Below are 21,172 nucleotides of genomic sequence, written 5' to 3' on the forward strand. Positions count from 1 at the left end.
CAAGGGTATGGCTGTTCGCCATTTAAAGAGGTACGTGAGCTGGGTTTAGAACGTCGTGAGACAGTTCGGTCCCTATCTGCCGTGGGCGTCAGGAACATTGAAAGGATCTGCCTTTAGTACGAGAGGACCGAGGTGGACATACCTCTGGTGTACCAGTTGTTCCGCCAGGAGCATCGCTGGGTAGCTAAGTATGGAAGGGATAACCGCTGAAAGCATCTAAGCGGGAAACCCACCTTAAGATAAGTGTTCCCTATCAGAGCCGTGGAAGACCACCACGTTGATAGGCCGGGTGTGGAAGTGTGGTAACACATGAAGCTAACCGGTACTAATAGCTCGATTGATTTACATAAGTTGTTTTTTCGCATGTCGTATATAGTGTTAAGCTTGTATAGACTGTCTAAAACTCTTACAAATCCCCACAAATAACCGTTAAAACCTATTCACTTTTCTAAGTATACAAAAGCTTGTTTACTTAGTCTGGTAGCAATAGCAAGTGTGAACCACCTGTTCCCATCTCGAACACAGAAGTGAAACCGCTTAGCGCCGATGGTACTGCATCTTAAGATGTGGAAGAGTAGGACACTGCCAGGCTTAGTAAGCAAGCTTTTTACTTTTTGTAAATGTCTCCTTTCGCTATGCTCAATTGAGACGTGGCTTCGCCAGCTCATGGCTGGCATTATTTTAATTCTCTCTCTCTCCGCTTTGCCTTTGGCAAATGCTCAAATAGAGTGCCACTTCGTGGACTCACGGCTGTATTCATTCAATTCTAATGTCATTCGACGGCTTGACCGGCGAATCTAATATTATATTGTGAAAGTTTGTGGATTCACCGATTAAATCGGCGAATGACAATTTAACAATGATAATGATTTCTTAGTCTGAAAAAAGGTATTTGCTAAAAACTTGTAGGACTGCGTATTACACAGTCCTACGTGATGAAGTTTATTGCATGTTGCATGCAGTATTATAGTTTTGTCGAATATCTGTTTCTATATCAAGTCTTTGTTGTTTATAACCGTTTACTAACATTACAGCTACATGAGTCGATCCATTTTTTTTAATGCATTGCCATTGTTGGTGGTTTTGGATTTCAAGGTTTAGACGACGGTTTAAGTTGTCAGTTTCACCAATATAAATTGGTGTGTTATTGTTATTAATAAAACAATAAACTCCGCTTACGTTGTTGAACTGAGTGCCAATTGGATAAACTTCCATTACGTATTTTGTCATACTAATGCCAGTTGCGGTTACAGTTTTTACTTGTGTTTTAGATAGCATATTTTCCTCTTAAATTTGAGTTGTTAAAAAATTAACCAATCTTAAATAAGATTAGCGTTGCTAATTGAGTAAAACATGCTAAAAAGAAGTTATCTACGCTGCTTTTTTGAGTTTTACTCAATTAGCGGTTTGCCAAGGGGTCTATGACCTCTTGGCAAAAATTAAAAATACTAACACCTTTTCAGTATTTCGTATCTCCGCTCAGTACGTTATCATTATATTTGTAACTTTTCCACAATAAAAATGCACATTTTGTGTAAAAAAAACCTTGACCATACTAGATATTGTTTTTTGTTAGGGTGTTACTGACTATTATTATTTCCTCAGATTACCGCCTTTGCGGGAATGACGAAAGGGAGTGATTACCGGAAGAAATGCAGAAAACGTCATACTATGGCTTGACCATAGTATCCAAGAGAATTTTAATAAGTATGTGCTTAAGTACATTCATGTTATTTTGCTTGGATTCCAAATCAAGTTTGGAATGACGATATAGTAAACTTGTCATGCTGAATTTATTTCAGCATCTCATAATAACAATAGTAGACCCTGAAACGAGTTCAGGGTGACTAAAAAATGACCACCGTCTACTAATACTCAACCCTATCCAACTTCTTAGCCCACTCGGTAAAAGCTTTTTGGGCATCGTCACGCATAATTTGAAATGCGGGTATGGCTCGCTTATTAGTGGGTAGGGGTATTTGCTCATAAATATGACTATCGTCAAAGCCTATATTTTTTGCGTCATCTTTTGTGTTGGCAAAATATATTTTGTCAATTCTTGCCCAATAAATTGCCGATAAACACATGGGGCAAGGCTCGCATGAAGTGTATATCTCGCACCCCTTTAGACTGAAATCCCTCAGTTTTTCACAAGCATTACGTATTGCGGTAACTTCAGCATGAGCCGTCGGGTCGTTAGAGGACGTGACCTGATTCCAACCTTCGGCAATTATCTGTCCGTCTTTAACAATTACAGCACCAAATGGCCATCCTGCATTATGACGCATCATTTCAATAGAAAGTTCAATAGAACGCTGCATGAATTTATTTTTCATAAGTGACCTTATATTAAATAATAACTTTTACTGATTATAAAACTCGTAAGATGCAAGAAGGATTGCGGTGGCGTTTCCTAAGAAGAAAGAATAGTAGGTAAAACGTATCCAGAAGAACTTATGCCTAAGCACGTTTCTGCTGATGTCATAAATATCCTTTAAGCAAGCCTCGGTTAGAAGGCTAACGTCATTTACTACGGGTCTTATTTTCTCAAGATACTCGTCTTCCGACATTGCCCAGATATCACCCCAGTGCAGTAAATTTGAGCGATTAGGTTTATGGTCTTTTATTTTTTTCATGTTGCGTGAACGGGGATATATGGCAACAATCGAAAAAAACATCGTCCACATAGCCGTAAAAATAACCCCTATAGCTCCAAGGAGAAATTGTTCCTTTTGTATCCATGAAAGACCTATCGGAATTGTAATAGAATTAATAACAAGCATAACCTGTGCCTTCTGGTCAATCAGCCTTATGGCATTATTTAGCTTGTTAACAGTCGAGCTTAAAATCTGCCCGCGGGCAAGCCCCTCCCACCGCTTTTGGTTGGGGAAGTCTTCATTTGGCTCGCTTGTGGTTAAATCTTTCGTTTCCATATCATTTTTGTTAATAAACCCATCTTATTTAAGCTACAAGTAAAATAATATATTTATGATATATCATAAATAGGTAATTGGAATTGCAAATTGTTAGAGATTTTTTAAATGGTTGGTGATAAGATTTATATTCTTATTAATTATTAAAAAATATAAGTTATATATTAATGATAAGTAAATTATATAATGGGTTGTCTTTCAGGCTACAGTGTGTGGCAATGTTTCTTTCATTAGTGGGGGTTGGTTTCGGCTTAAAAAGCTACCTGCATATCAAGGAAGTATTAGGTGAAGAACAAAGCCAGACATTCTGGAATGACTTTATACTACAAATCGGTATGGCCATTCTGGCGAACGCCATAGTAACCTTAATTATCTATAAAATAGCTACCCAGCCTATAAAAAAACTGGGAACGGTAATGCGTGAGCTGACTGAAGGCAAGCTCGATGTTGAAGTGCCTTACGTAAAGTCAGGAACTGAAATAGGCGGTATGGCAAGAAAGGTAGAAGTGTTTAAACAAAATGCTATAGATAAACAAAATCTTGAAGAAGAACAAAAAATCAAAGATGCAAAAGCAGAAGAAGAAAAACGCAGGACAATGTATGAACTTGCTAATTCATTTGAACAAAAAGTCCAAACAATAATAGGTCAGGTATCTAACTCAGCACAAAACGTATGCAAAACCGCCGAGTCGCTTGTCAACTTGATGACAAATATGAAGAACAATACCGACCGCGCTGAAGATGAGTCGGGTAAGTCAATGAGTAAAATTGAAAGTGTGGCAGCCGCTGCGGAACAAATGTCAGTATCAATAAAAGATATCTCAAAACAAGTAGGAAATTCTAATGAGGTAGTTAATCAGGCTGTAGCAAAAACGGTGGAAACCGATCATTCAACTAATGTGCTGGTAGATGTTTCTTCCGAAATAGGTGAAGTTACTAAAGTTATCCATGATATCGCAGAACAAATAAACCTTCTGGCACTAAACGCAACTATCGAGTCCGCAAGAGCCGGTGAAGCAGGAAGAGGATTTTCCGTTGTAGCAAATGAAGTAAAAAACCTCGCCGAACAAACAAGTAAAGCAACAGATGAAATAGGTAAAAAAATTAGAAATACTCAAGACGTATCAGGTGGCGTTGCATCATCGTTATCAAAAATAAAAGAACTAATTTTAAATGTTAATAATTTTACAACCACTATTGCAAGTTCCATAGAGCAACAAAGTGCAACTACTTCTGAAATTGCGACAAGTATGTCGGTTGCCGCAGATAGTTCAAGGATGATACTTGAAAATTTACGTAATGTTTCATCAAATGCAGTTGAAGCAACACAAGGAGCTGCAAACGTTCTTGATGCTGCAAATAATCTCGCACGACAGGGAGAGGACCTGCAACTACAGGTGCAGGAATTCATTACCGGTCTGAAAAACTAACATTCAAGTTTCAATACCATAATATTAAATATATTGAAAAATAATCATTACCGGTTTATTAAAAGTAATGCGATAAAATCGTATCATGATGGTTTTGCGAGGTGTTTTTATGGTTTATAAAGAAGAAGATAAAGTATATTGCAATAGCACGCTTCCGGACGGTTTGTATAGTTTTTTCGGTGATGTAGTGACAACGATTTCTGAAAGCTATAATAGTAATAATAGCACGATGCCAAATAGCAACAGCGAAATTTCCCTAAGTAAAATTAGCCATACTCCGCTCGGACAAGAAGCGTATGTACAAAATGCAGTTGAAGGAAAAATAATTATAGGAGTAGATGAAGCCTTAGCACAAAAGGCATGGGAAGATAAATGTATTCAAAGCCTGTTTGAAAGCGGGCGTGCAAATTCGGCAGGAATAGCGGTCGGAAGTAATAAAGGTAGTAGCTATATGTCTTATGCAGAAAAAAATTATTTTGGAGGAACTCCTTATTCTTATAGCGTCGGGTATTCCTCTGCAACGGAAGAAACATTAAAAACAGACCGAGAAAATATTGAAAGATACTTTCAAAATCATCATTCTTTCGAAGAAAATTACCTAAAGAAAATAGAGTATGAAAGTCTACCGCAAGAAAAAACATTATTTTGGAAACAGCGTGTGCAACGTATCCACGACTATGAAGATAAGTCGTGGGAGCAAAGATTAAACGACGGAGGAGTGAAAAAATCGGATAGCTTTGTCAGGTTTTGTTAAAATAAAACGAGTTGCATAATTTAACGATTACTTTTCCCGCAATTTCATAAAAAGCACTAAAGAGGTGAGGCAAAGAGTTACGGAATTTGCCAGAATAACAGGTAAGCTGTCAATCATAAAGCCGTATATCAGCCACATGGATACGCCGACTGTAAATAGTACATACATACTTAAAGAAAGATCCCGCGTGTTTTTGGTTTTGAATATCTTTATAACCTGAGGGACGAAACTGCCCGTAGTGCAAGTGGCGGCGATAATGCCTATTAAGTCTTCCAATGTGTTACCTGTATCTATAATGTTTTCATAAAATTATATAGCAAAATAATTCTTTTTAAATCATAAAAATTACCATCACTTTTCTAGTCTACTGGTTTTGTAGTTATGTCGTTGTTTTTTTATAAGTTTATTATGTTGAAAAGTTTATTTTTAAGTGATATTGTCGTCACCTTAAAGTTGATAAACATAAATAGATGTGTAAGAAACAAAATGACTAAACCTAACCATAATAACTCAAGTGTCAGTAAAATAGCCTCAAGTGGGGCTTTTAAGTTTTCGGAACTTTTTGAAGAGTTCAAGAAGTGTAATGAAGAATATAAAAATGACGAGGGTAAACAAAGTTACTGTGCCTTTATAGCAAGGCGGGCAGAGGAAAATAACCCAAAAAGCCACCATACCGATGAGTGGGCGAATAAGACACTCGAAGATGCCGGACATGGACGGTATAACGGTAAATAATCCTTTATAACTTGCAAAATGACCGATTCTTTACTATTAGTCATAGCATAATGAAAATTAAGGATATCTAATGGAAAAAGAAGTTGTAATAGTTGAGGCTCTAAGAACGCCGATAGGTAATTTCAGCGGTGGGCTGGCGACCGTTCCTGCCAGTAAATTAGGCGAAGAAGTAATAAGGAAGATAATTGAAAAGTCAGCTATAAATGCCGCCGATGTTTCGGAAGTGATAATGGGGCAGATATTAACGGCGGCATGCGGACAAAACCCCGCCCGTCAGGCGGCTATAAATGCCGGTTTGCCGCAAGAAGTTCCTGCATGGACTATAAATCAGGTATGTGGCTCAGGCTTGCGTACGGTTGCTTTAGCCGCTCAGGCAATCAGAGCCGGTGATGCCCAAATAGTTATAGCAGGCGGTCAGGAAAATATGAGCCTTTCTCCACATGCAAGTTATTTACGCAGCGGCATAAAAATGGGTGATGCTACTTTTACCGATACCATGATAAAAGACGGCTTATGGGACATATTCAATGATTACCATATGGGGCAAACCGCCGAAAATATCGCTGAACAAATGAATATAGGTCGAGAAGAACAGGATAAATTTGCCGCTAATTCTCAAAACAAAGCCGAGCGGGCGATAGCTGGCGGTAAGTTCGGTGATGAGATAATCCCTATTACTGTACCTAATCGTAAGGGGGATATTATAGTTGATAAAGATGAATTCCCAAGAAGCGGAGTTACTGCCGAATCATTGGGCGGATTAAGACCGGCTTTTAAAAAAGACGGAACCGTTACGGCGGGGAACGCCTCAGGGATAAATGACGGTGCGGCAGCCGTTTTAGTTATGAGCAAAGAAGAGGCACAAAAACGTGGACTTAAAGTTCTGGCTACTATAAACTCATTTGCATCGGTGGGAGTTGACCCTAAAATAATGGGAACAGGTCCTATACCGGCTTCAAAAGCTGCTCTAAAAAAAGCCGGCTGGTCTGTTGATGAGCTTGACCTTATTGAGGCGAATGAGGCCTTTGCGGCTCAGGCTATTTGTGTGAATAAACAAATGGGGTGGGACGAAAGTAAGGTAAACGTTAATGGCGGTGCCATTGCCCTTGGTCACCCTATAGGTGCATCAGGTACTAGAATTCTTGTAACTTTGTTGCATGAGATGAAAAGAGCCGATGCAAAAAAAGGTTTGGCTACATTATGTGTTGGTGGCGGTATGGGTGTTGCTATGTGCTTACAACGAGATTAAGCTAAGAATCAAAAGGAGAAAATTCACATGTCAAAATTAGCCGTAGTTACAGGTGGAACAAGAGGTATCGGTGCTGCTATATCAAAGCGTTTAAAGAAAAAAGGCTATATGGTTGCAGCTACCTATGCACATAATGACAATATCGCTAAAGAATTTGAGGCTGAAAATGATATAAAAGTCTATAAATTCGACGTAGCTAATCTTGAAGAATGTGAAAAAGCTATAGCACGGATAGCTAACGATTTCGAAACAAGCCCTGCCATACTTGTAAATAATGCAGGTATTACAAGCGATAGCACTTTACATAAAATGACTTCCGAGCAATGGAGCAAGGTTATATCTACAAACCTTGATTCATGTTTTAATATGTGTAAATGCGTTATACCTCAAATGAGGGAAAAAGGTTATGGGCGTATCGTTAACATAAGCTCTATTAACGCACTTGCGGGGCAGTTCGGTCAGACGAACTATTCTGCGGCAAAAGCGGGCATTATCGGATTTTCAAAAGCCCTTGCCCGTGAAAGTGCGGCAAAAGGTATCACCGTAAATGTAGTTGCACCCGGATATATCAAAACAGATATGACCGATGCCGTACCTGTAAATGTTATGGATACCATAATATCTCAAATTCCCGTAAGGCGTTTGGGGAAGGTAAATGAAATTGCCCGTGCAGTTGAGTTCCTTGTCGATGATGATGCCGGCTTTATCACAGGTGAAACGCTGTCTGTAAATGGCGGTCAGCACATGGAATAACTTATTGTTAATTATTGTTTTTTAAATAGGCGGGTTATCTCGCCTTTTTTTATGACTCTTAATTTGACATTATATACTATAATTTTTTAACAAAAAGAATTTGATTTTTCCACCATTGTAGATTAGTAGTTTGCGTTGTTTGTAACAGCTAAATAGGAGTGAAGAAATGACAGCGAATTATCCGTTAAAAAGAGTTAAAAAAATATCTCCGGAAGAATTTAAAAAATATAATGCCGAGTCTGAAACAGAAGGGCTATCAAAAAATGATAGTTCTGATTCAATTACAAGCGTTAGTAGTTGGGTGGATAAATTAAACATTTCTGAAAATAAGTCGAACGGCTTTGAAGAAAGGTTGAAAAACAACCCGTCGCAAGTTGGTCTTGCGATTTAGTATGGTATGCCCATAAGTTTGCAAATATAAAAAATTAAGCTGCCTGCTCTTCTTCGTTTTTCTTTTCCAGAGCTTCCCTTGCCTTTGGTGAAAGCTGGATATTCAACTCCCTTAAGTGTTTTACATCTGCGGGGGCAGGGGCGTTCATTAGTAAATCCTCAGCCTTCTGGTTCATAGGGAAGGCGATTACCTCACGGATATTAGGCTCGTTAGCAAGTAACATAACTATACGGTCGATACCCGGAGCTATACCGCCATGCGGAGGGCAACCGAACTTGAAAGCACGAATCATACCGCCGAATTTTTCATCAACTACATTATTGCTGTAACCGCAAATCTCAAACGCCTTGTACATTAATTCGGGTTTGTGATTACGTATAGCACCCGATGAAAGTTCTATACCGTTACATACAATGTCATATTGCCATGCGTTTATTGCAAGTAGTTCTTCATTGGTTTTAGCGTTTTCAATAGCCTCAATACCACCTTGCGGCATAGAGAACGGGTTATGGCTGAACTCAATCTTGTTGTTTTCCTCGTCCCACTCAAAATAAGGGAAATCTACTATCCAGCAGAATTTGAATTCGTCATCATTTATCAGCCCCAATTCCTGACCCAAATTAGTCCTGACCAAGCCTGCTATACGTGCCGCTTCATCTTTTGCGCCGCTTGAAAAGAATACCGAATCACCGGCTTTTAAGTTGGCTTTTTCTTTTAATTTTGCCATACGCTCTTCATCTAAGAACTTAGCTATAGGACCTTTGCCGTTGCCGTCTGCGTCAATTATTATATAAGCAAGACCTGCCGCACCGTTTTCCTGTGCGAAAGCTATTCTTTTATCAAAGAAAGAGCGAGGCTGCTCGGAAGTGGAAGGAGCGGGTATAGCTCTGATTACGCCGCCTGTGCCTATTATCTTATTAAATATCGAAAATCCCGAACCGTCGAATACTTCCGTAACATCTGCAATTTCAATAGGGTTACGCAGGTCGGGCTTATCATTACCGTATTTAAGCATCGACTGTGCATAAGGAATGCGAGGGAACGGGGTATCGGTAACTTTCTTATCGGAAAATTCACTAAATATACCGTGCATTACAGGCTCAATAACACCGAACACATCATCTTGTGTGGCAAATGACATTTCCATATCAAGCTGGTAGAACTCACCGGGGGAGCGGTCGGCACGGGCATCTTCATCACGGAAACATGGAGCTATCTGAAAATATCTGTCAAAGCCCGAAGCCATCAATAATTGTTTGAATTGCTGCGGTGCTTGCGGCAGGGCGTAGAATTTTCCGGGGTGAACACGAGAGGGAACCAGATAATCCCTTGCACCCTCAGGCGAGCTTGCGGTAAGTATAGGGGTCTGAAACTCATTAAAACCAAGTGCTATCATGCGGTCACGTATGCTTTTGATAACTTTTGAACGTAACATGATATTATTGTGTATCTTTTCTTTACGCAAATCAAGGAAGCGGTATTTAAGGCGTGTATCTTCGGGAAACTCTTTGTCGGTATTAACCTGAATAGGAAGCATGTCGGCTTCCGACTCAACATAAAAAGTCTCAACGCATATCTCGATTTCACCGGTGGGGATATTGGTGTTTACGGTTTCAGCTTCACGGGCAACAACTTTACCGGTTACCGTAATAACGCTTTCATAACGAACATGGGTTGCCGCATCAAGGAACGAATCCTCATTGGTCACAACAAGCTGTGTGATACCGTAATGGTCACGGATATCTATAAATAATAAATTGCCGTGATCGCGTTTCCTGTGTACCCAGCCCGATAATTTTACAGTGCTGTTAATATTTCCTTTGTTAAGTTCACCACATGTGTGAGTTCTGTATGCGTGCATTTTTTATCCGTATTATTTGAATTTTTTCCTTGAAGCGGTTTTTATATATGAAAAACAGGTAAATTCCAAGTTATTTTGAAATCGGTAATGCGGTTATAGAGTTTTGAATCTTAAATTTAGGTTAGTTTATTGATTGATTTTTAATATTTGCCGTATATTATGCCGTAAATTTTTTAATAAAATGGTTAAAAAGCAAGTATAATATGGACGCTTATGATTAATCTGGCAAAGATTTTCTTTATAATTTTATTTGTTTCTGTAGCAAATAATTCTAATGCTACGGCTTACAATGATAAAGGAGGCTTCAATAACGAAGGAAAGAAATACATATCAATTCGTGCGGAATATGTAGATAGTTTTAATTATGATGCCGACTACTCGATTCTTCCCGATACACCCATGACTTTTAACTACGATAACGGATATGGGTTTGGTGTTGCACTGGGCTATTATGTCGATGATAATGTACGCATTGAGGGTGAATTGACTTACCGCCCGAATGAAACAAAGAGTTTGACTATAGGCGGCACAGAGTTCCCGCAGTTTGACGAAAAAATGAAACTATGGAACTGGATGGCAAATGCTTATTATACCGTTCCTTTAAATAAATATGTATCGCCATATATCGGCGGCGGTTTCGGTCTTTCATACGATTCTGCCTATAACGGCGAGCATGCGTTTGCTTATCAGGCAATGACCGGTCTTGATTTTGATATAGACTATTCATCAGCCATATCATTAGGATACCGATATTTCGGCACTACTGAATTTGAATACTCCGGAACAGATGACTTAGTTGCCGGAGGAAGGTTAACATATAATGTTAAACAGCATATATATGAAGTAAGCTACCGTTTGAAATTTTAGTTAAAAAAACAAAAGTAAATATCGTCGTCACGCTTTTCGGACAAAGAGTTTTTAGACTTTGACATATTGTTTTTTACTGATATAAAAACACAATATAATCATTAATTTTTTAATAAAGTAGGATAGCAAATGAAAAATACTAAATTAGCTTTATTAAGTACGGCTGCGGCAATCGTACTTTCAAACAGTGCTATGGCTCAGGAGCCGGGCAAATTCTATGGGTCACTACACGGTGAGTTCATAGTTTACTCTGATTCCGATATAGACCTTAATTCAACTGCAACAAACCTATCGGGCGGTGCGGACTACGATCCGGGATTCGGTATCGGTGGTGCAGTAGGGTATAACCTTACAGATCAGATACGTGTTGAAGGTGAGTTGGCTTATCGTGAAACCGATGTTGATTCGGTTAGTTTAGGCGGTACTACTGTATCGGGCGGAAATCTTGAGCTGGAAATATGGTCGGGTATGGTAAATACTTACTATAACATACCTTTAGATGATAAAGTTTCTCCATATCTTGGTGCGGGTATCGGTGCTGCTTACAACGACAATATCGAAGAGTTCGCTTTTGCATACCAAGCTATGGCAGGTGTGGACTTCAAAGTTGATGAGCAAGGTACTTTATATGGCGGATACCGTTATTTCGGTACTACTGAATTTGAAGAGAGCTTCTCTGACGCAGTATTAGGAAATGTTACTACTAAAACCGATGTAAGCCAGCATATCGTTGAAGTAGGGTACAGGTTTACTTTCTAATTGTTGACGTTAAACTACGTAAAAATTAAAACAGGTTCATAAAAATGATTATGAGCCTGTTTTTTTTAAGATTGTTTTGTACTTTTTTAAATGCTAAAAAGTCATTAAAATCAAAACGGGGCTAAAATGCAGGAAAGGCTGATGGAAGACATTGAAAATAAAAAGGAAAGACTTAAACAAATTATCGCACAAAAATCTTTAACAACGGGTAATTTCAAACTGGCATCGGGTGCTACGAGTACGTATCTTTTTGACCTGAAAACTACCCTGCTTGACCCTGAGGGTGCAAGCCTTACTGCCGACTTGATACTGGAGAATCTTGCAAAAGAAGATGTTGACGCAGTAGGCGGTCTGGAGCTTGGGGCTTGTCCAATCGTTTCAGCGGTTTGCGTTAAAAGCTATCTTGCAGGCAGCCCTATAAAATCTTTTTATGTAAGAAAAGAGAAAAAAGACAGGGGGAGCAACAAGTTAATAGAAGGTTGCGGTCTAAATGCCGGTGACAAGGTGGTTGTGCTGGAAGATGTAACTACAAAAGGCGGCTCCGTAATGAACGCTATTAAAGTCATTCAAGAGCGTGGCTGCAAAATAGTAAAGGTGCTTTCTGTCGTGAACAGGCTGGAGGGTGCTAAAGAAAATCTGGAAAAAGAAAGTATTGTACTTGATTCCCTGTTTACAAGAGATGATTTTGATATTCCTACGGCTTAGATTTGTTGTAATTGTACGTGTAATAGCTGACGTATCACCCGTCTTCCAGATGTAATATTAACACCGTACCTATTAATATAGAAACACAAGCCGGTGTCCATGCCGATACTATAACAGGTATGCTACCGGATAAGCCTAATGCCAGAACCAGATTAGATATAAAATAAATTATAAAGCCCGATGCGATTCCCGCTACCATAAGAGCACCCGTCTTCCCTCTCCTAGGAGGTCTTAGCGAAAACGCCGCTGCAAAAAATACCATTGCTGCTAAGAAAAACGGAGTAACCAGAACGTTATGCCAGTGCAGTGAGTGGCGTATTGCCGAAAAGCCTGCATCTTTTAGCGTGCCGATAAATTTAGGCAGTTCCCAAAAAGACATGGTTTCAGGCGATGCAAAACTTTCCTGAATATGATGGCGTGAAAGCTCCGTACCTAAACGGTAGTCGGTACGTGCTGCCGCAGCCATGCCCGGAACCGTAAGCACCGCATCTTTTATGTCCCAATAACTTTTCTTGTCGCCTTCTTCATCTTCCTCTTCTATAAGTATAGCTTTAGCCGCATCAACACGTTGCAAGAATTCATTATTGTCACCGAACATGAATATCGTTACATCATAAAGCTCCATATTCTCATGCGAAACCCTAAGTGCATTAATAACCGTCTTGCCCGAATCAAAAGAGTTTTTCTGACGCAGCCAAAGACCGTTTGATGATACCGAAAGGGTGCTTGTACCGCCTTTGAGGTATTTGGCTTCAATCTGCTCGAACTTGGAAAGCATTGTAGAGGCAAGGGGATTAAACACCGTCATTATAAAAATACCTAGCGTAAATGATATAATAATAGCAGGCGATAAAAACTGCCATGCCGATATACCCGCAGAACGGGCTACGACAAGTTCGGATGTTCTTGTTAGTTTTGAAAAGGATAATATACCTCCTATCAATATGGCAAAAGGCACTACCTTCTGGACAATCGTAGGCAGTTTCAGCAAGGTCATTTGCAGTATAATACCGATCGGCACATCCTTGGAATAGGCACGGCGTACAAGCTCAAGTGAGTCAAAAAGTATTATAGTTACCATCATAACAAAGAGTACTACACCGACCCTGCCGATGAAATTCTTACTTATATATATTGATAAAGTTATAGGTAGCCTCACACGTGACCTTTAATTATGTTCTTTTTAAATTTAGTTAATTTTTTATGTATATTATCCGATAACGGAAATCCGGTGATAGTTCTGTTGGCTATAATTACATATGAGCAAAGCCCGCTTGAGATTATAACGTTAAGATACATAAAGACTGCGAGTATGGTTAAGGATTCGGCGGCACTTTTTGCAGCAAGGTTTATTACCGTTATTATAAAAGTTATAAATGTTGCGGCTAATATACGCTTCCACTGCCCGCGACGGTTAAACTGACCTGAGAATAAAGAACTGAGTGCAACCAAAGTAAGAACAATGCAAAATAGCGGCCATACTATCCTGTAATGTCCCTCGGCAATGAACTGATTACGCATAGTGTCTGAAATGCCCTCGGGGAAAAGCAACTCGTATATATATGATTCCTCCGGCTTCTTCCATGTGCGTTCGGTTTGTTCTGTGTACATGCTAATGTCATATTCGTCACTTTCAAAGTCAAGTATATATAAATTACCCGTTTGGGCATCTACTCCCTGACTATGTCCGTTTATAAGCTCGAATCTGGGTCCGTGTTCGGTACGTGATAAAACCCCTTTTTCCGCTATTATGGTTACGGGTTTTTTAGGATCACGGCTGTCATGTACCAATATACCGTATAGCATACCGCCACGCCCCCGTGATTCTATATATACCGTAAGACCTTTGGTAGGGTTGCTGAAAACTCCCTCCTGAAGGAGTACGGACGCATAATTATTGCGTATAAAAACCTGTGTGTCCTTAAATTCCTTGTAAGAATTCGGCAGAATGTAAAAAGATATTAAATAAGTTATTACGGTAACACCTAAAGCTACCGCAAGGGCAGGCTTTGCTAGGCTTACACGGCTTAAACCTGCACTTTTTAATACTATAAGCTCGCTGTCCGATATGAACTTATTATATACCGTCAAAACCGACACGAACAATGCAACGGGCAATATCAGGAATAACAGTGACGGTACAAGAAGTAAGGATAGGTATAAAAACGTAGATATATCAAGACCTTTGTTAACTATCAGGTCAATGAAACGCAAACTTTGTGTAAGCCATACTATGCCGGTTAATGTCAGTGTAATTACTAACATCGGCATAATAAGATTTTTCATCAAATATTTTGTGTATATCTGCATTTTTTTCAAGTTAGTCCTTAGGACCTATCATGTTTTCAGGTCTTACCCACAGGTTGAACTGCTCTTCGGTTAGTAGTTCAAGGGCAATAGCCGCTTCTTTTAACGTTGTACCTTCCTTATGTGCCTTCTTGGCTATTTTGGTAGCATTGTCATAGCCTATATGCGGATTAAGGGCGGTAACCAACATTAGCGACTCATCACGTAAAGATTCAATACGTTCCTTGTTGGCTTTAATGCCCACAACACAATTATCGGTAAAGCTTACACAGCCGTCAGCAATCAGACGGATAGACTGCAATAAGTTATGTATCATTACAGGCTTGAATACGTTTAACTCAAAATGACCGTTAGAACCTGCAATGGTGATAGCCATATGGTTGCCCATAACCTGAGTACATAGCATAGTCATAGCCTCGCACTGCGTAGGGTTTACTTTTCCCGGCATGATAGATGAACCCGGCTCGTTTTCAGGCAGACTCAATTCACCGAGTCCGCAACGTGGTCCCGAACCCAGCAGCCTTATATCATTAGCTATTTTCATTAGGCTTGCGGCAAGAACGTTCAACGCTCCGCTTGCTTCAATAATCGCATCATGTGCAGCCAAAGATTCAAACTTGTTAGGAGCGGTTATAAACGGAATACCCGTAATATTAGAAACCTCGGCAGCGAACTTTTCGGCAAAGCCTTTTTTGGAATTGATACCCGTTCCGACAGCCGTACCGCCTTGTGCTAGTTGGTATAATCTTGGTAATGTATTTTTTACACGTGCTATGCCGTAATCAACTTGTGTGAAGTAACCGGAAAATTCCTGTTCTAAAGTCAAAGGAGTGGCATCTTGCAGATGAGTCCTGCCTATCTTGATAATGCCTTGGAACTCTACTGATTTTGCTTTTATAGCATCATATAACTTTTCTAAAGCGGGGATAAGCTTGTGGTGTATCTCCTCAACGGCGGCGATATGCATGGCAGTCGGGAAGGTATCATTTGAAGATTGCCCCATATTTACGTGGTCGTTAGGGTGAACCGGAGTTTTTGACCCCTTCACGCCTCCCAATATCTCGATAGCACGGTTAGAGATAACCTCATTAGTGTTCATGTTGGTTTGAGTGCCTGAACCTGTCTGCCAAACAACTAGCGGGAAATGATCGTAAAGCTCAAGACTGATAACCTCATCGGCAGCCTTACACATAGCATCACCGAGTTTTTTATCTAAAACGCCCAGATTCATGTTAACTATGGCGGCGGACTTTTTCAAAATTCCCAAAGCTCTGACTAATGCTTCGGGCATTTTCTCAGTGCTTATCTTGAAATTACCTAAAGAACGTTGGGTTTGTGCGCCCCAATATTTATCCGAGGGAACCTTTAACTCACCGAAACTGTCGGTTTCAATCCTGAAATCATCGGGTTTTTGGACTGCCATGTTCATATATGCTCCGTTTTTGTTATTTTTAAAGGCTGTTATACAGTCATCTTTATGGAAACACAATACATACAAAACACAATACATACAAAACACTATAAATAAAAAAGACCTTGTAAGGCATGATCATTTTTAGTTTATTTACTTAACCGATATATAATCGTTAACACCATGTAATACACAATTCCATTTTAATTCGTTATAAGTAATTAATTTTAACCATTTTTTAATTTTATCATGTAAGAATATATCTTTAAAACGGAGAAATTATGTGGCTATTAAATTAGGTAAATTTAACTTATCGGGTAATCAGGCAGGTTTTACAATCGCAGAAGTGTCAGTTGTTATAGTTCTTATAGCCACTTTCATAGTCACGTTTATGGCGGGCATGTCACTTTATGAAAAAAGTAAAATAAAAATGCAGATATCGCAGCTAAAACAATATAAGGCAGCATATGAAGCATTTAAAATAGAATATAACGCCATACCCGGTGATTTTGATATGGCATCGAAAAAATGGGAAAGCGTACCCGACGGTAACGGTGACGGCAGGATAAACGAGGATTCGGCAACCGTTGACTCTATCAATAAAGATTATGAGATGGTAAAATTTTTCCAGCATCTATAATCTATATATGTCCGAGTTTATAAAGGAGAATTTTTATAACTCGTCGCTTTTAAATATAGGCTTCCCGACTATAAAACTTAATTCATCAATGGGAATGCTCGCATATGGTTCCGATGTAACGGAGTCTTATGCCGATTTCCAGATATCCGAACAAACCGCAAAAAATTTTCATGCCGGACTCGGTATGAACGTAAGTCAGGCTAAATTAATCGAGAGCGATATGTTTAACGATTATGTAGGCACTGCCTCTCCGACTATTTATAGTGAAATTGACAATAAAATAGATGACGGTAATGCAAGGGAAGGGATGTTCACGGCTTACAGGGCTAAGAACAGTAAACACGGAGATTGTCTTAGCGGTGTTGACGGAGGCTATCTGATAACTAACGAAGAGCCTGCGTGTATGGCAATATATATTATTGATAATTAAGTTAAAAAATATGATGAATGTAATATCTCCCGGTGGGAAAATCGGTATAATAGGCGGAGGGCATATAGCTAGAATGATGGCTCAGGCGGCCTTTGCACTTGGGTATAGGGTTCATATTTTTTGCCGTGATGCTGAAAGTCCGGCAGTACATGTTTCAAATCACGTTACCTTAGCTGATTTTAATGATACTGAAGCTTTAGAGCATTTTGCAGAAAATGTTGACATAATCACGTTTGAACGTGAAGAAATACCAAATGAACTGGCTATATATTTAAGTAAAACCAAAACGGTTATTCCAAGATGGAAAGAGTTGGATATAGCATATAACAGGCTAAAGGAACGAGGATTTCTGCATAGTCTGGAATTACCAATCGCTAAATATTGTCCTGTCAATTCTGCGGTCAAATTAGAAGAGGCATATTATAAGCTCAATTGTAGTAAAGCCATATTCAAAGCCATGAAGGCAACTTCCGAAGGAAGCGGTCATATAATATTGGAAGGTAATAATCCTGATTTTCAAGCTATCTGGGATAAATGCGGTATCAAAGAAGGGATATTAGAACCTATCATTCCGTTTACAAAAGAGCTTTCGGTAATCATCGCAAGGGGATTCGATACTAAATATGTTACCTATGATGTAACCGAGTATATAAATAACGGTCCTAATTTCTGCTCGTCCGTAACACCTGCCGATATTTCAGAAGCAACACGTGAAAGTGCTTACGGTATCGCCAATAAAATAGCGAATGAATTGCATCTGGTCGGTATATTAACAGTAGAATTTTTTATGAAAAAAGACGGCTCACTGTTAGTTAATGAAATCACGCCAAGACCTAATGAAACAGGCTACTGGACACAAGGTGGCTGCTTCGTTAACCAGTTCGAACAATTTATCAGAGCCATATGCGGTCTGCCGCTAGGCTCTTCAAAAAGGCATTCCAAAGTTGCCACTAATATGGTTTTCGGGAAAGATGATGAAGATTTCATAGAACTGTTAAAAGACAAATCTAACCGTTTATATCTATACGGTTTGAAAAATATTAGTGATGAATCTGTAATCGGACATATCAATAAAATTATTACTTAATTAATAGACTTTCCAAGCGTTCTGTTCTTTAATGCAAAAATTGCAAAATAATTATAGAGAACAGATGTGGAAGATATCAAAAGAACTATAAATTGTCTGAGGCTAATCAGAAGTGAAAATGTAGGTTCAAGGACATTTCAGGCATTATTACTCATACATGGTACGGTTGAAAAGGCACTTGATGCAATACCGCAAATGGCAGCAAAAGGCGGACGCAAAAAGCCTGTAAAATTATTCAGCGAAAAAGACGCAATAAAAGAGATAGAAAATTGCGAAAAAAAAGGTGCAAGAATAATTACTATCTTTGATAAGGAATACCCGAAACTTCTGAAACATATATCTGACTATCCTCCCGTCCTTACCGTTTACGGTAAGGCAGATGTTCTAAACAAGCCTTCGGTTGCTATAGTGGGTGCTAGAAATTCTTCGTCAAACGGATGTAGTTTTGCCCACAATCTTTGTATGGAGTTGGGAAGGAATAATCTATATACGGTTTCAGGACTGGCAAGAGGAATAGATACGGCAGCTCACAAGGGGTCGTTGGGCTTCGGAACTATAGCGGTGGTAGCGGGAGGCATTGATATAATATATCCTCCCGAAAACAAAGAGCTGTTTAAGCAAATAGGGGAAAAAGGAGCGGTAGTTGCCGAAATGCCGTTCGGTGAAGCACCAAAAGCACAGAATTTTCCAAGACGCAATCGTATAATATCCGGTATGGCAAAGGCAACCGTAGTTATTGAGGCAAGCCTTAATTCAGGCTCGCTGATAACGGCACGTATGGCACTGGAGCAGGATAGGGAAGTTTTTGCGGTTCCCGGCTCTCCGCTTGATCCCAGATGCTCAGGCACGAATAAATTGATAAAACAGGGGGCACACCTTCTGACATCTGCCGATGACATTTTGCAACTTGTAGATTACAGCCTTCAGGATGATTTTCTGTTGGAGGAGGGTAATAACTTCTTCAGCCAAAGCAATACGGTAAATGTAAGCGATTCCGAGCTGGACGGAGCAAGACCGCAGGTGATTGAAAAAATAGGGTGTAGCCCTACCGCTATTGATGATATTATAGTGCAGACAGGCTTTCCGGCACACATAGTGCTGTCGGTAATATTAGAGCTTGAGCTTGCCGGCAGACTGGAACGAAATTACGGTAATAAAGTTTCAATGATATATGAAGTAGAAGACTTTTTGGTCTAATAACGGCGGAACTTATTTATACCTTCAAGGGTGATATCGTAATTATAAGCCCTTCCTTTTGAGGCTTCCATAGGGTCTATCGCCTGTCCTTTAGCTATGACAAGCTCCTTTTGTTCCTCGTCAAGTTCTTTAAGATCCCTGTCTGTGTTGTTCAACGGGTGTCTGTTAAAATATATCCTTGTTGTTAAGTCCGTAAAGTCAGGGTGCTTTACGTGAATATTTATATGGGGTGCTAATTCATCTACCGCAGATGTCGGTAATATTGTGATGAAATTATATTCACCCAGATTATTGGTTTGCGTAGAGCCTGAATATGCGAAATTCTTATCATAGTCATCGTCCCTAACGTCCCAGTCGCCTGTAGTTCTGTAAGCCTCAATATACTTTCCGTTAGTATCGGTCTGCCATATATTGATGACCGCATCTGATACGGGAAGGCAGTCCCTGTCAACTACCTGACCGCTTATAATAATATATTGCCCCTCGGCTCTTACGGCAGAACCCGGTTTGCGTATAAGGTTGTTTGATTTCTTTATCGGCGTAAGAGGAACATGGCTCAGTCTTATAGCAGGTGTGGTATCGCAACTAAGCTTCAGACCTCTTGTGCTGCTCATGTTTTTACCGTATGGAACCGTTGTATCGGTATTTAGATTTCTGCGTATAGATTCTATATTGGCATCTTCTTCACCCGACATGCCCTCGTAAGCTGATGAGTCGTCGTAGTTTGAGCCGTTACCGTCATTATACGGAGCCTGACCCAGATCATAATCATCACCGTCAAAACCCGGACCCGATGCTAAGGACGTTTGAAATGCCCCGATGAAAAACACAAATAAAATACTTTTTAAATAACGCATTTTTCTCCCTTGATGCTTTTATTTCGTATAACTACAATATCAATAATTTATTATTGAATGGTTAATTTTTTGAAAAAATATTAAATTATTTTATACTATTTATACAATAAAAAAAAGTTTCTTGCCAGTAACAATTTTTTTCATATAGTTTAAGTATGAAAAATGACACGAATATTGTACTTAAAAAAAATATTTTCGGGATAATTGCGGTAGTAATTGCTTTTATCTCGTTATCTATCGCACTGATACCGACAACGGTAGAAACAATCAGTCCTCCGCCCGAGGTAAAGATTGATATTACACAGACAATCAAGGATAAGGCCAAGTCACTATTTTCAAGTGAAGAAGAACAACAAGCTCCGCCTTTAAAGGCAGAGCCGAAAATAGACTACGACAAAATAAAAAGGATATCCGGTATTACATCTATAGTTTTAGGGCTTATAGCTTTCATGGCGGCTATAATATCGTATATAAAGTCTGAAAATAAAAGGTTATATAAATCGACATTTGCCATTTGCACAGTTGCCCTGCTGGTCAATTTTCACTGGCTGGCGATATTTATGCTGGTTTTATTGTTGATATTTATTTTTAGCGGTGATTTTACAGGTGGTGCAGAAGCGGGAGGGCTGTTTGATTTTTCAAATTTAAGCCCCGGTGGGGTTATGCTTTTATTGTTCTTTATCGCAATACCTATCCTTTTTATCGCAACTTTCGTCCTTGACCTTGGGGTTTTGGCAATTATTGCCATAATCGTAGTGCTATTTATAATAGGATATATGGCATCTTCATTTATGGATTAAGAAATA

General features: G+C 39.3%; 23 protein-coding genes and 2 rRNA genes. 16 read left to right on the plus strand and 9 right to left on the minus strand.

From position 1 onward, the window contains the following. Positions 1-350, plus strand: a 23S ribosomal RNA gene (locus tag O2942_06890); the annotation flags it as partial. A 126-nt stretch (positions 351-476) separates the two neighbouring features. After that, positions 477-591, plus strand: a 5S ribosomal RNA gene (rrf, locus tag O2942_06895). 351 nt (positions 592-942) lie between these two features. Here rrf and O2942_06900 read toward each other — a convergent pair. The 3 genes from O2942_06900 to O2942_06910 all read right to left on the minus strand — a co-directional run bounded on the left by O2942_06900 (position 943) and on the right by O2942_06910 (position 2,933). After that, positions 943-1,278, minus strand: coding sequence for a GIY-YIG nuclease family protein (locus O2942_06900; protein MDA0781975.1), 336 nt, complete (start codon positions 1,276-1,278; stop codon positions 943-945). Positions 1,279-1,868: 590 nt separating this feature from the next. Further along, on the minus strand, positions 1,869-2,336 hold the full coding sequence (locus tag O2942_06905; protein MDA0781976.1) for a nucleoside deaminase: 468 nt from the start codon (positions 2,334-2,336) through the stop codon (positions 1,869-1,871). A 27-nt stretch (positions 2,337-2,363) separates the two neighbouring features. Beyond that, entirely contained in the window at positions 2,364-2,933 is a 570-nt protein-coding gene (locus O2942_06910) for a DUF5706 domain-containing protein (protein ID MDA0781977.1), read from the minus strand. Between the two features lie 167 nt (positions 2,934-3,100). On the opposite strand from O2942_06910, the gene O2942_06915 reads away from it, so the two are divergent. Together O2942_06915 and O2942_06920 are read left to right on the plus strand one after the other, a co-directional pair. Next, positions 3,101-4,363: a methyl-accepting chemotaxis protein gene (locus O2942_06915; GenBank protein MDA0781978.1), complete on the plus strand. Its 1,263-nt coding sequence runs from the start codon at positions 3,101-3,103 to the stop codon at positions 4,361-4,363. A gap of 109 nt (positions 4,364-4,472) precedes the next feature. Beyond that, positions 4,473-5,117 (plus strand): hypothetical protein, encoded by a 645-nt coding sequence (locus O2942_06920; GenBank protein ID MDA0781979.1) that lies wholly within the window; start codon positions 4,473-4,475, stop codon positions 5,115-5,117. A gap of 27 nt (positions 5,118-5,144) precedes the next feature. Here O2942_06920 and O2942_06925 read toward each other — a convergent pair whose 3' ends face one another. Then, positions 5,145-5,393, minus strand: a complete 249-nt coding sequence (locus O2942_06925; protein ID MDA0781980.1) for a SemiSWEET transporter — start codon at positions 5,391-5,393, stop codon at positions 5,145-5,147. A 210-nt stretch (positions 5,394-5,603) separates the two neighbouring features. On the opposite strand from O2942_06925, the gene O2942_06930 reads away from it, so the two are divergent. The 4 genes from O2942_06930 (at position 5,604) to O2942_06945 (ending at position 8,245) form a co-directional block, all read left to right on the plus strand. Beyond that, on the plus strand, positions 5,604-5,852 hold the full coding sequence (locus O2942_06930; protein MDA0781981.1) for a hypothetical protein: 249 nt from the start codon (positions 5,604-5,606) through the stop codon (positions 5,850-5,852). A gap of 70 nt (positions 5,853-5,922) precedes the next feature. Continuing rightward, positions 5,923-7,101, plus strand: a complete 1,179-nt coding sequence (locus O2942_06935) for an acetyl-CoA C-acetyltransferase (protein MDA0781982.1) — start codon at positions 5,923-5,925, stop codon at positions 7,099-7,101. 27 nt (positions 7,102-7,128) lie between these two features. Further along, the gene (locus O2942_06940) at positions 7,129-7,854 is read left to right on the plus strand and encodes a 3-oxoacyl-ACP reductase (protein MDA0781983.1); all 726 of its coding nucleotides are present in this window, start codon (positions 7,129-7,131) and stop codon (positions 7,852-7,854) included. A gap of 166 nt (positions 7,855-8,020) precedes the next feature. Further along, positions 8,021-8,245, plus strand: coding sequence for a hypothetical protein (locus O2942_06945; protein MDA0781984.1), 225 nt, complete (start codon positions 8,021-8,023; stop codon positions 8,243-8,245). A gap of 34 nt (positions 8,246-8,279) precedes the next feature. Here O2942_06945 and aspS read toward each other — a convergent pair whose 3' ends face one another. Beyond that, on the minus strand, positions 8,280-10,106 hold the full coding sequence (gene aspS, locus O2942_06950; GenBank protein ID MDA0781985.1) for an aspartate--tRNA ligase: 1,827 nt from the start codon (positions 10,104-10,106) through the stop codon (positions 8,280-8,282). 213 nt (positions 10,107-10,319) lie between these two features. Between aspS and O2942_06955 the strand changes: the two genes are divergently transcribed. The 3 genes from O2942_06955 (at position 10,320) to pyrE (ending at position 12,437) form a co-directional block, all read left to right on the plus strand. After that, positions 10,320-10,973, plus strand: coding sequence for a porin family protein (locus O2942_06955; protein ID MDA0781986.1), 654 nt, complete (start codon positions 10,320-10,322; stop codon positions 10,971-10,973). Positions 10,974-11,102: 129 nt separating this feature from the next. Next, entirely contained in the window at positions 11,103-11,732 is a 630-nt protein-coding gene (locus O2942_06960; GenBank protein ID MDA0781987.1) for an outer membrane beta-barrel protein, read from the plus strand. Between the two features lie 126 nt (positions 11,733-11,858). Continuing rightward, positions 11,859-12,437 (plus strand): orotate phosphoribosyltransferase, encoded by a 579-nt coding sequence (gene pyrE / locus O2942_06965; protein MDA0781988.1) that lies wholly within the window; start codon positions 11,859-11,861, stop codon positions 12,435-12,437. Between the two features lie 34 nt (positions 12,438-12,471). On the opposite strand, the gene lptG is transcribed toward pyrE, so the two are convergent. From lptG to fumC, 3 genes are read right to left on the minus strand one after another with little or no spacing between them, the layout of a single operon-like run. Beyond that, on the minus strand, positions 12,472-13,596 hold the full coding sequence (gene lptG, locus O2942_06970; protein ID MDA0781989.1) for an LPS export ABC transporter permease LptG: 1,125 nt from the start codon (positions 13,594-13,596) through the stop codon (positions 12,472-12,474). Continuing rightward, a complete protein-coding gene (gene lptF / locus O2942_06975) occupies positions 13,593-14,747 on the minus strand; it encodes an LPS export ABC transporter permease LptF (GenBank protein ID MDA0781990.1) in 1,155 nt (384 codons plus the stop codon). The genes lptG and lptF overlap by 4 nt, the downstream gene beginning before the upstream one ends. 10 nt (positions 14,748-14,757) lie before the next feature. After that, complete coding sequence (gene fumC / locus O2942_06980) at positions 14,758-16,167, minus strand: class II fumarate hydratase (protein ID MDA0781991.1); 1,410 nt, start codon at positions 16,165-16,167, stop codon at positions 14,758-14,760. 271 nt (positions 16,168-16,438) lie between these two features. On the opposite strand from fumC, the gene O2942_06985 reads away from it, so the two are divergent. The 4 genes from O2942_06985 to dprA all read left to right on the plus strand — a co-directional run bounded on the left by O2942_06985 (position 16,439) and on the right by dprA (position 19,509). After that, positions 16,439-16,795, plus strand: coding sequence for a hypothetical protein (locus O2942_06985; protein MDA0781992.1), 357 nt, complete (start codon positions 16,439-16,441; stop codon positions 16,793-16,795). 7 nt (positions 16,796-16,802) lie between these two features. Beyond that, positions 16,803-17,225 (plus strand): hypothetical protein, encoded by a 423-nt coding sequence (locus tag O2942_06990; GenBank protein ID MDA0781993.1) that lies wholly within the window; start codon positions 16,803-16,805, stop codon positions 17,223-17,225. Positions 17,226-17,235: 10 nt separating this feature from the next. Then, positions 17,236-18,312, plus strand: a complete 1,077-nt coding sequence (locus tag O2942_06995) for an ATP-grasp domain-containing protein (protein MDA0781994.1) — start codon at positions 17,236-17,238, stop codon at positions 18,310-18,312. A gap of 66 nt (positions 18,313-18,378) precedes the next feature. After that, a complete protein-coding gene (gene dprA / locus O2942_07000; GenBank protein MDA0781995.1) occupies positions 18,379-19,509 on the plus strand; it encodes a DNA-processing protein DprA in 1,131 nt (376 codons plus the stop codon). Here dprA and O2942_07005 read toward each other — a convergent pair. Beyond that, the gene (locus O2942_07005; protein MDA0781996.1) at positions 19,506-20,366 is read right to left on the minus strand and encodes a hypothetical protein; all 861 of its coding nucleotides are present in this window, start codon (positions 20,364-20,366) and stop codon (positions 19,506-19,508) included. The genes dprA and O2942_07005 overlap by 4 nt on opposite strands. A gap of 155 nt (positions 20,367-20,521) precedes the next feature. On the opposite strand from O2942_07005, the gene O2942_07010 reads away from it, so the two are divergent. Next, entirely contained in the window at positions 20,522-21,166 is a 645-nt protein-coding gene (locus O2942_07010) for a hypothetical protein (protein ID MDA0781997.1), read from the plus strand. Positions 21,167-21,172: the final 6 nt, after the last annotated feature.

It is taken from the genome of Pseudomonadota bacterium (assembly GCA_027620075.1).
In the GTDB taxonomy this organism is placed as follows: domain Bacteria; phylum Pseudomonadota; class Alphaproteobacteria; order Rickettsiales; family UBA6187; genus 1-14-0-20-39-49.

Coding starts and splice junctions, on each gene's coding strand:
- O2942_06900 (MDA0781975.1), bottom strand. CDS start 1,278: ATGCTATCTAAAACACAAGTAAAAACTGTAACCGCAACTGGCATTAGT.
- O2942_06905 (MDA0781976.1), bottom strand. CDS start 2,336: ATGAAAAATAAATTCATGCAGCGTTCTATTGAACTTTCTATTGAAATG.
- O2942_06910 (MDA0781977.1), bottom strand. CDS start 2,933: ATGGAAACGAAAGATTTAACCACAAGCGAGCCAAATGAAGACTTCCCC.
- O2942_06915 (MDA0781978.1), top strand. CDS start 3,101: ATGATAAGTAAATTATATAATGGGTTGTCTTTCAGGCTACAGTGTGTG.
- O2942_06920 (MDA0781979.1), top strand. CDS start 4,473: ATGGTTTATAAAGAAGAAGATAAAGTATATTGCAATAGCACGCTTCCG.
- O2942_06930 (MDA0781981.1), top strand. CDS start 5,604: ATGACTAAACCTAACCATAATAACTCAAGTGTCAGTAAAATAGCCTCA.
- O2942_06935 (MDA0781982.1), top strand. CDS start 5,923: ATGGAAAAAGAAGTTGTAATAGTTGAGGCTCTAAGAACGCCGATAGGT.
- O2942_06940 (MDA0781983.1), top strand. CDS start 7,129: ATGTCAAAATTAGCCGTAGTTACAGGTGGAACAAGAGGTATCGGTGCT.
- O2942_06945 (MDA0781984.1), top strand. CDS start 8,021: ATGACAGCGAATTATCCGTTAAAAAGAGTTAAAAAAATATCTCCGGAA.
- aspS (MDA0781985.1), bottom strand. CDS start 10,106: ATGCACGCATACAGAACTCACACATGTGGTGAACTTAACAAAGGAAAT.
- O2942_06955 (MDA0781986.1), top strand. CDS start 10,320: ATGATTAATCTGGCAAAGATTTTCTTTATAATTTTATTTGTTTCTGTA.
- O2942_06960 (MDA0781987.1), top strand. CDS start 11,103: ATGAAAAATACTAAATTAGCTTTATTAAGTACGGCTGCGGCAATCGTA.
- pyrE (MDA0781988.1), top strand. CDS start 11,859: ATGCAGGAAAGGCTGATGGAAGACATTGAAAATAAAAAGGAAAGACTT.
- lptF (MDA0781990.1), bottom strand. CDS start 14,747: ATGCAGATATACACAAAATATTTGATGAAAAATCTTATTATGCCGATG.
- fumC (MDA0781991.1), bottom strand. CDS start 16,167: ATGGCAGTCCAAAAACCCGATGATTTCAGGATTGAAACCGACAGTTTC.
- O2942_06990 (MDA0781993.1), top strand. CDS start 16,803: ATGTCCGAGTTTATAAAGGAGAATTTTTATAACTCGTCGCTTTTAAAT.
- O2942_06995 (MDA0781994.1), top strand. CDS start 17,236: ATGATGAATGTAATATCTCCCGGTGGGAAAATCGGTATAATAGGCGGA.
- O2942_07005 (MDA0781996.1), bottom strand. CDS start 20,366: ATGCGTTATTTAAAAAGTATTTTATTTGTGTTTTTCATCGGGGCATTT.
- O2942_07010 (MDA0781997.1), top strand. CDS start 20,522: ATGAAAAATGACACGAATATTGTACTTAAAAAAAATATTTTCGGGATA.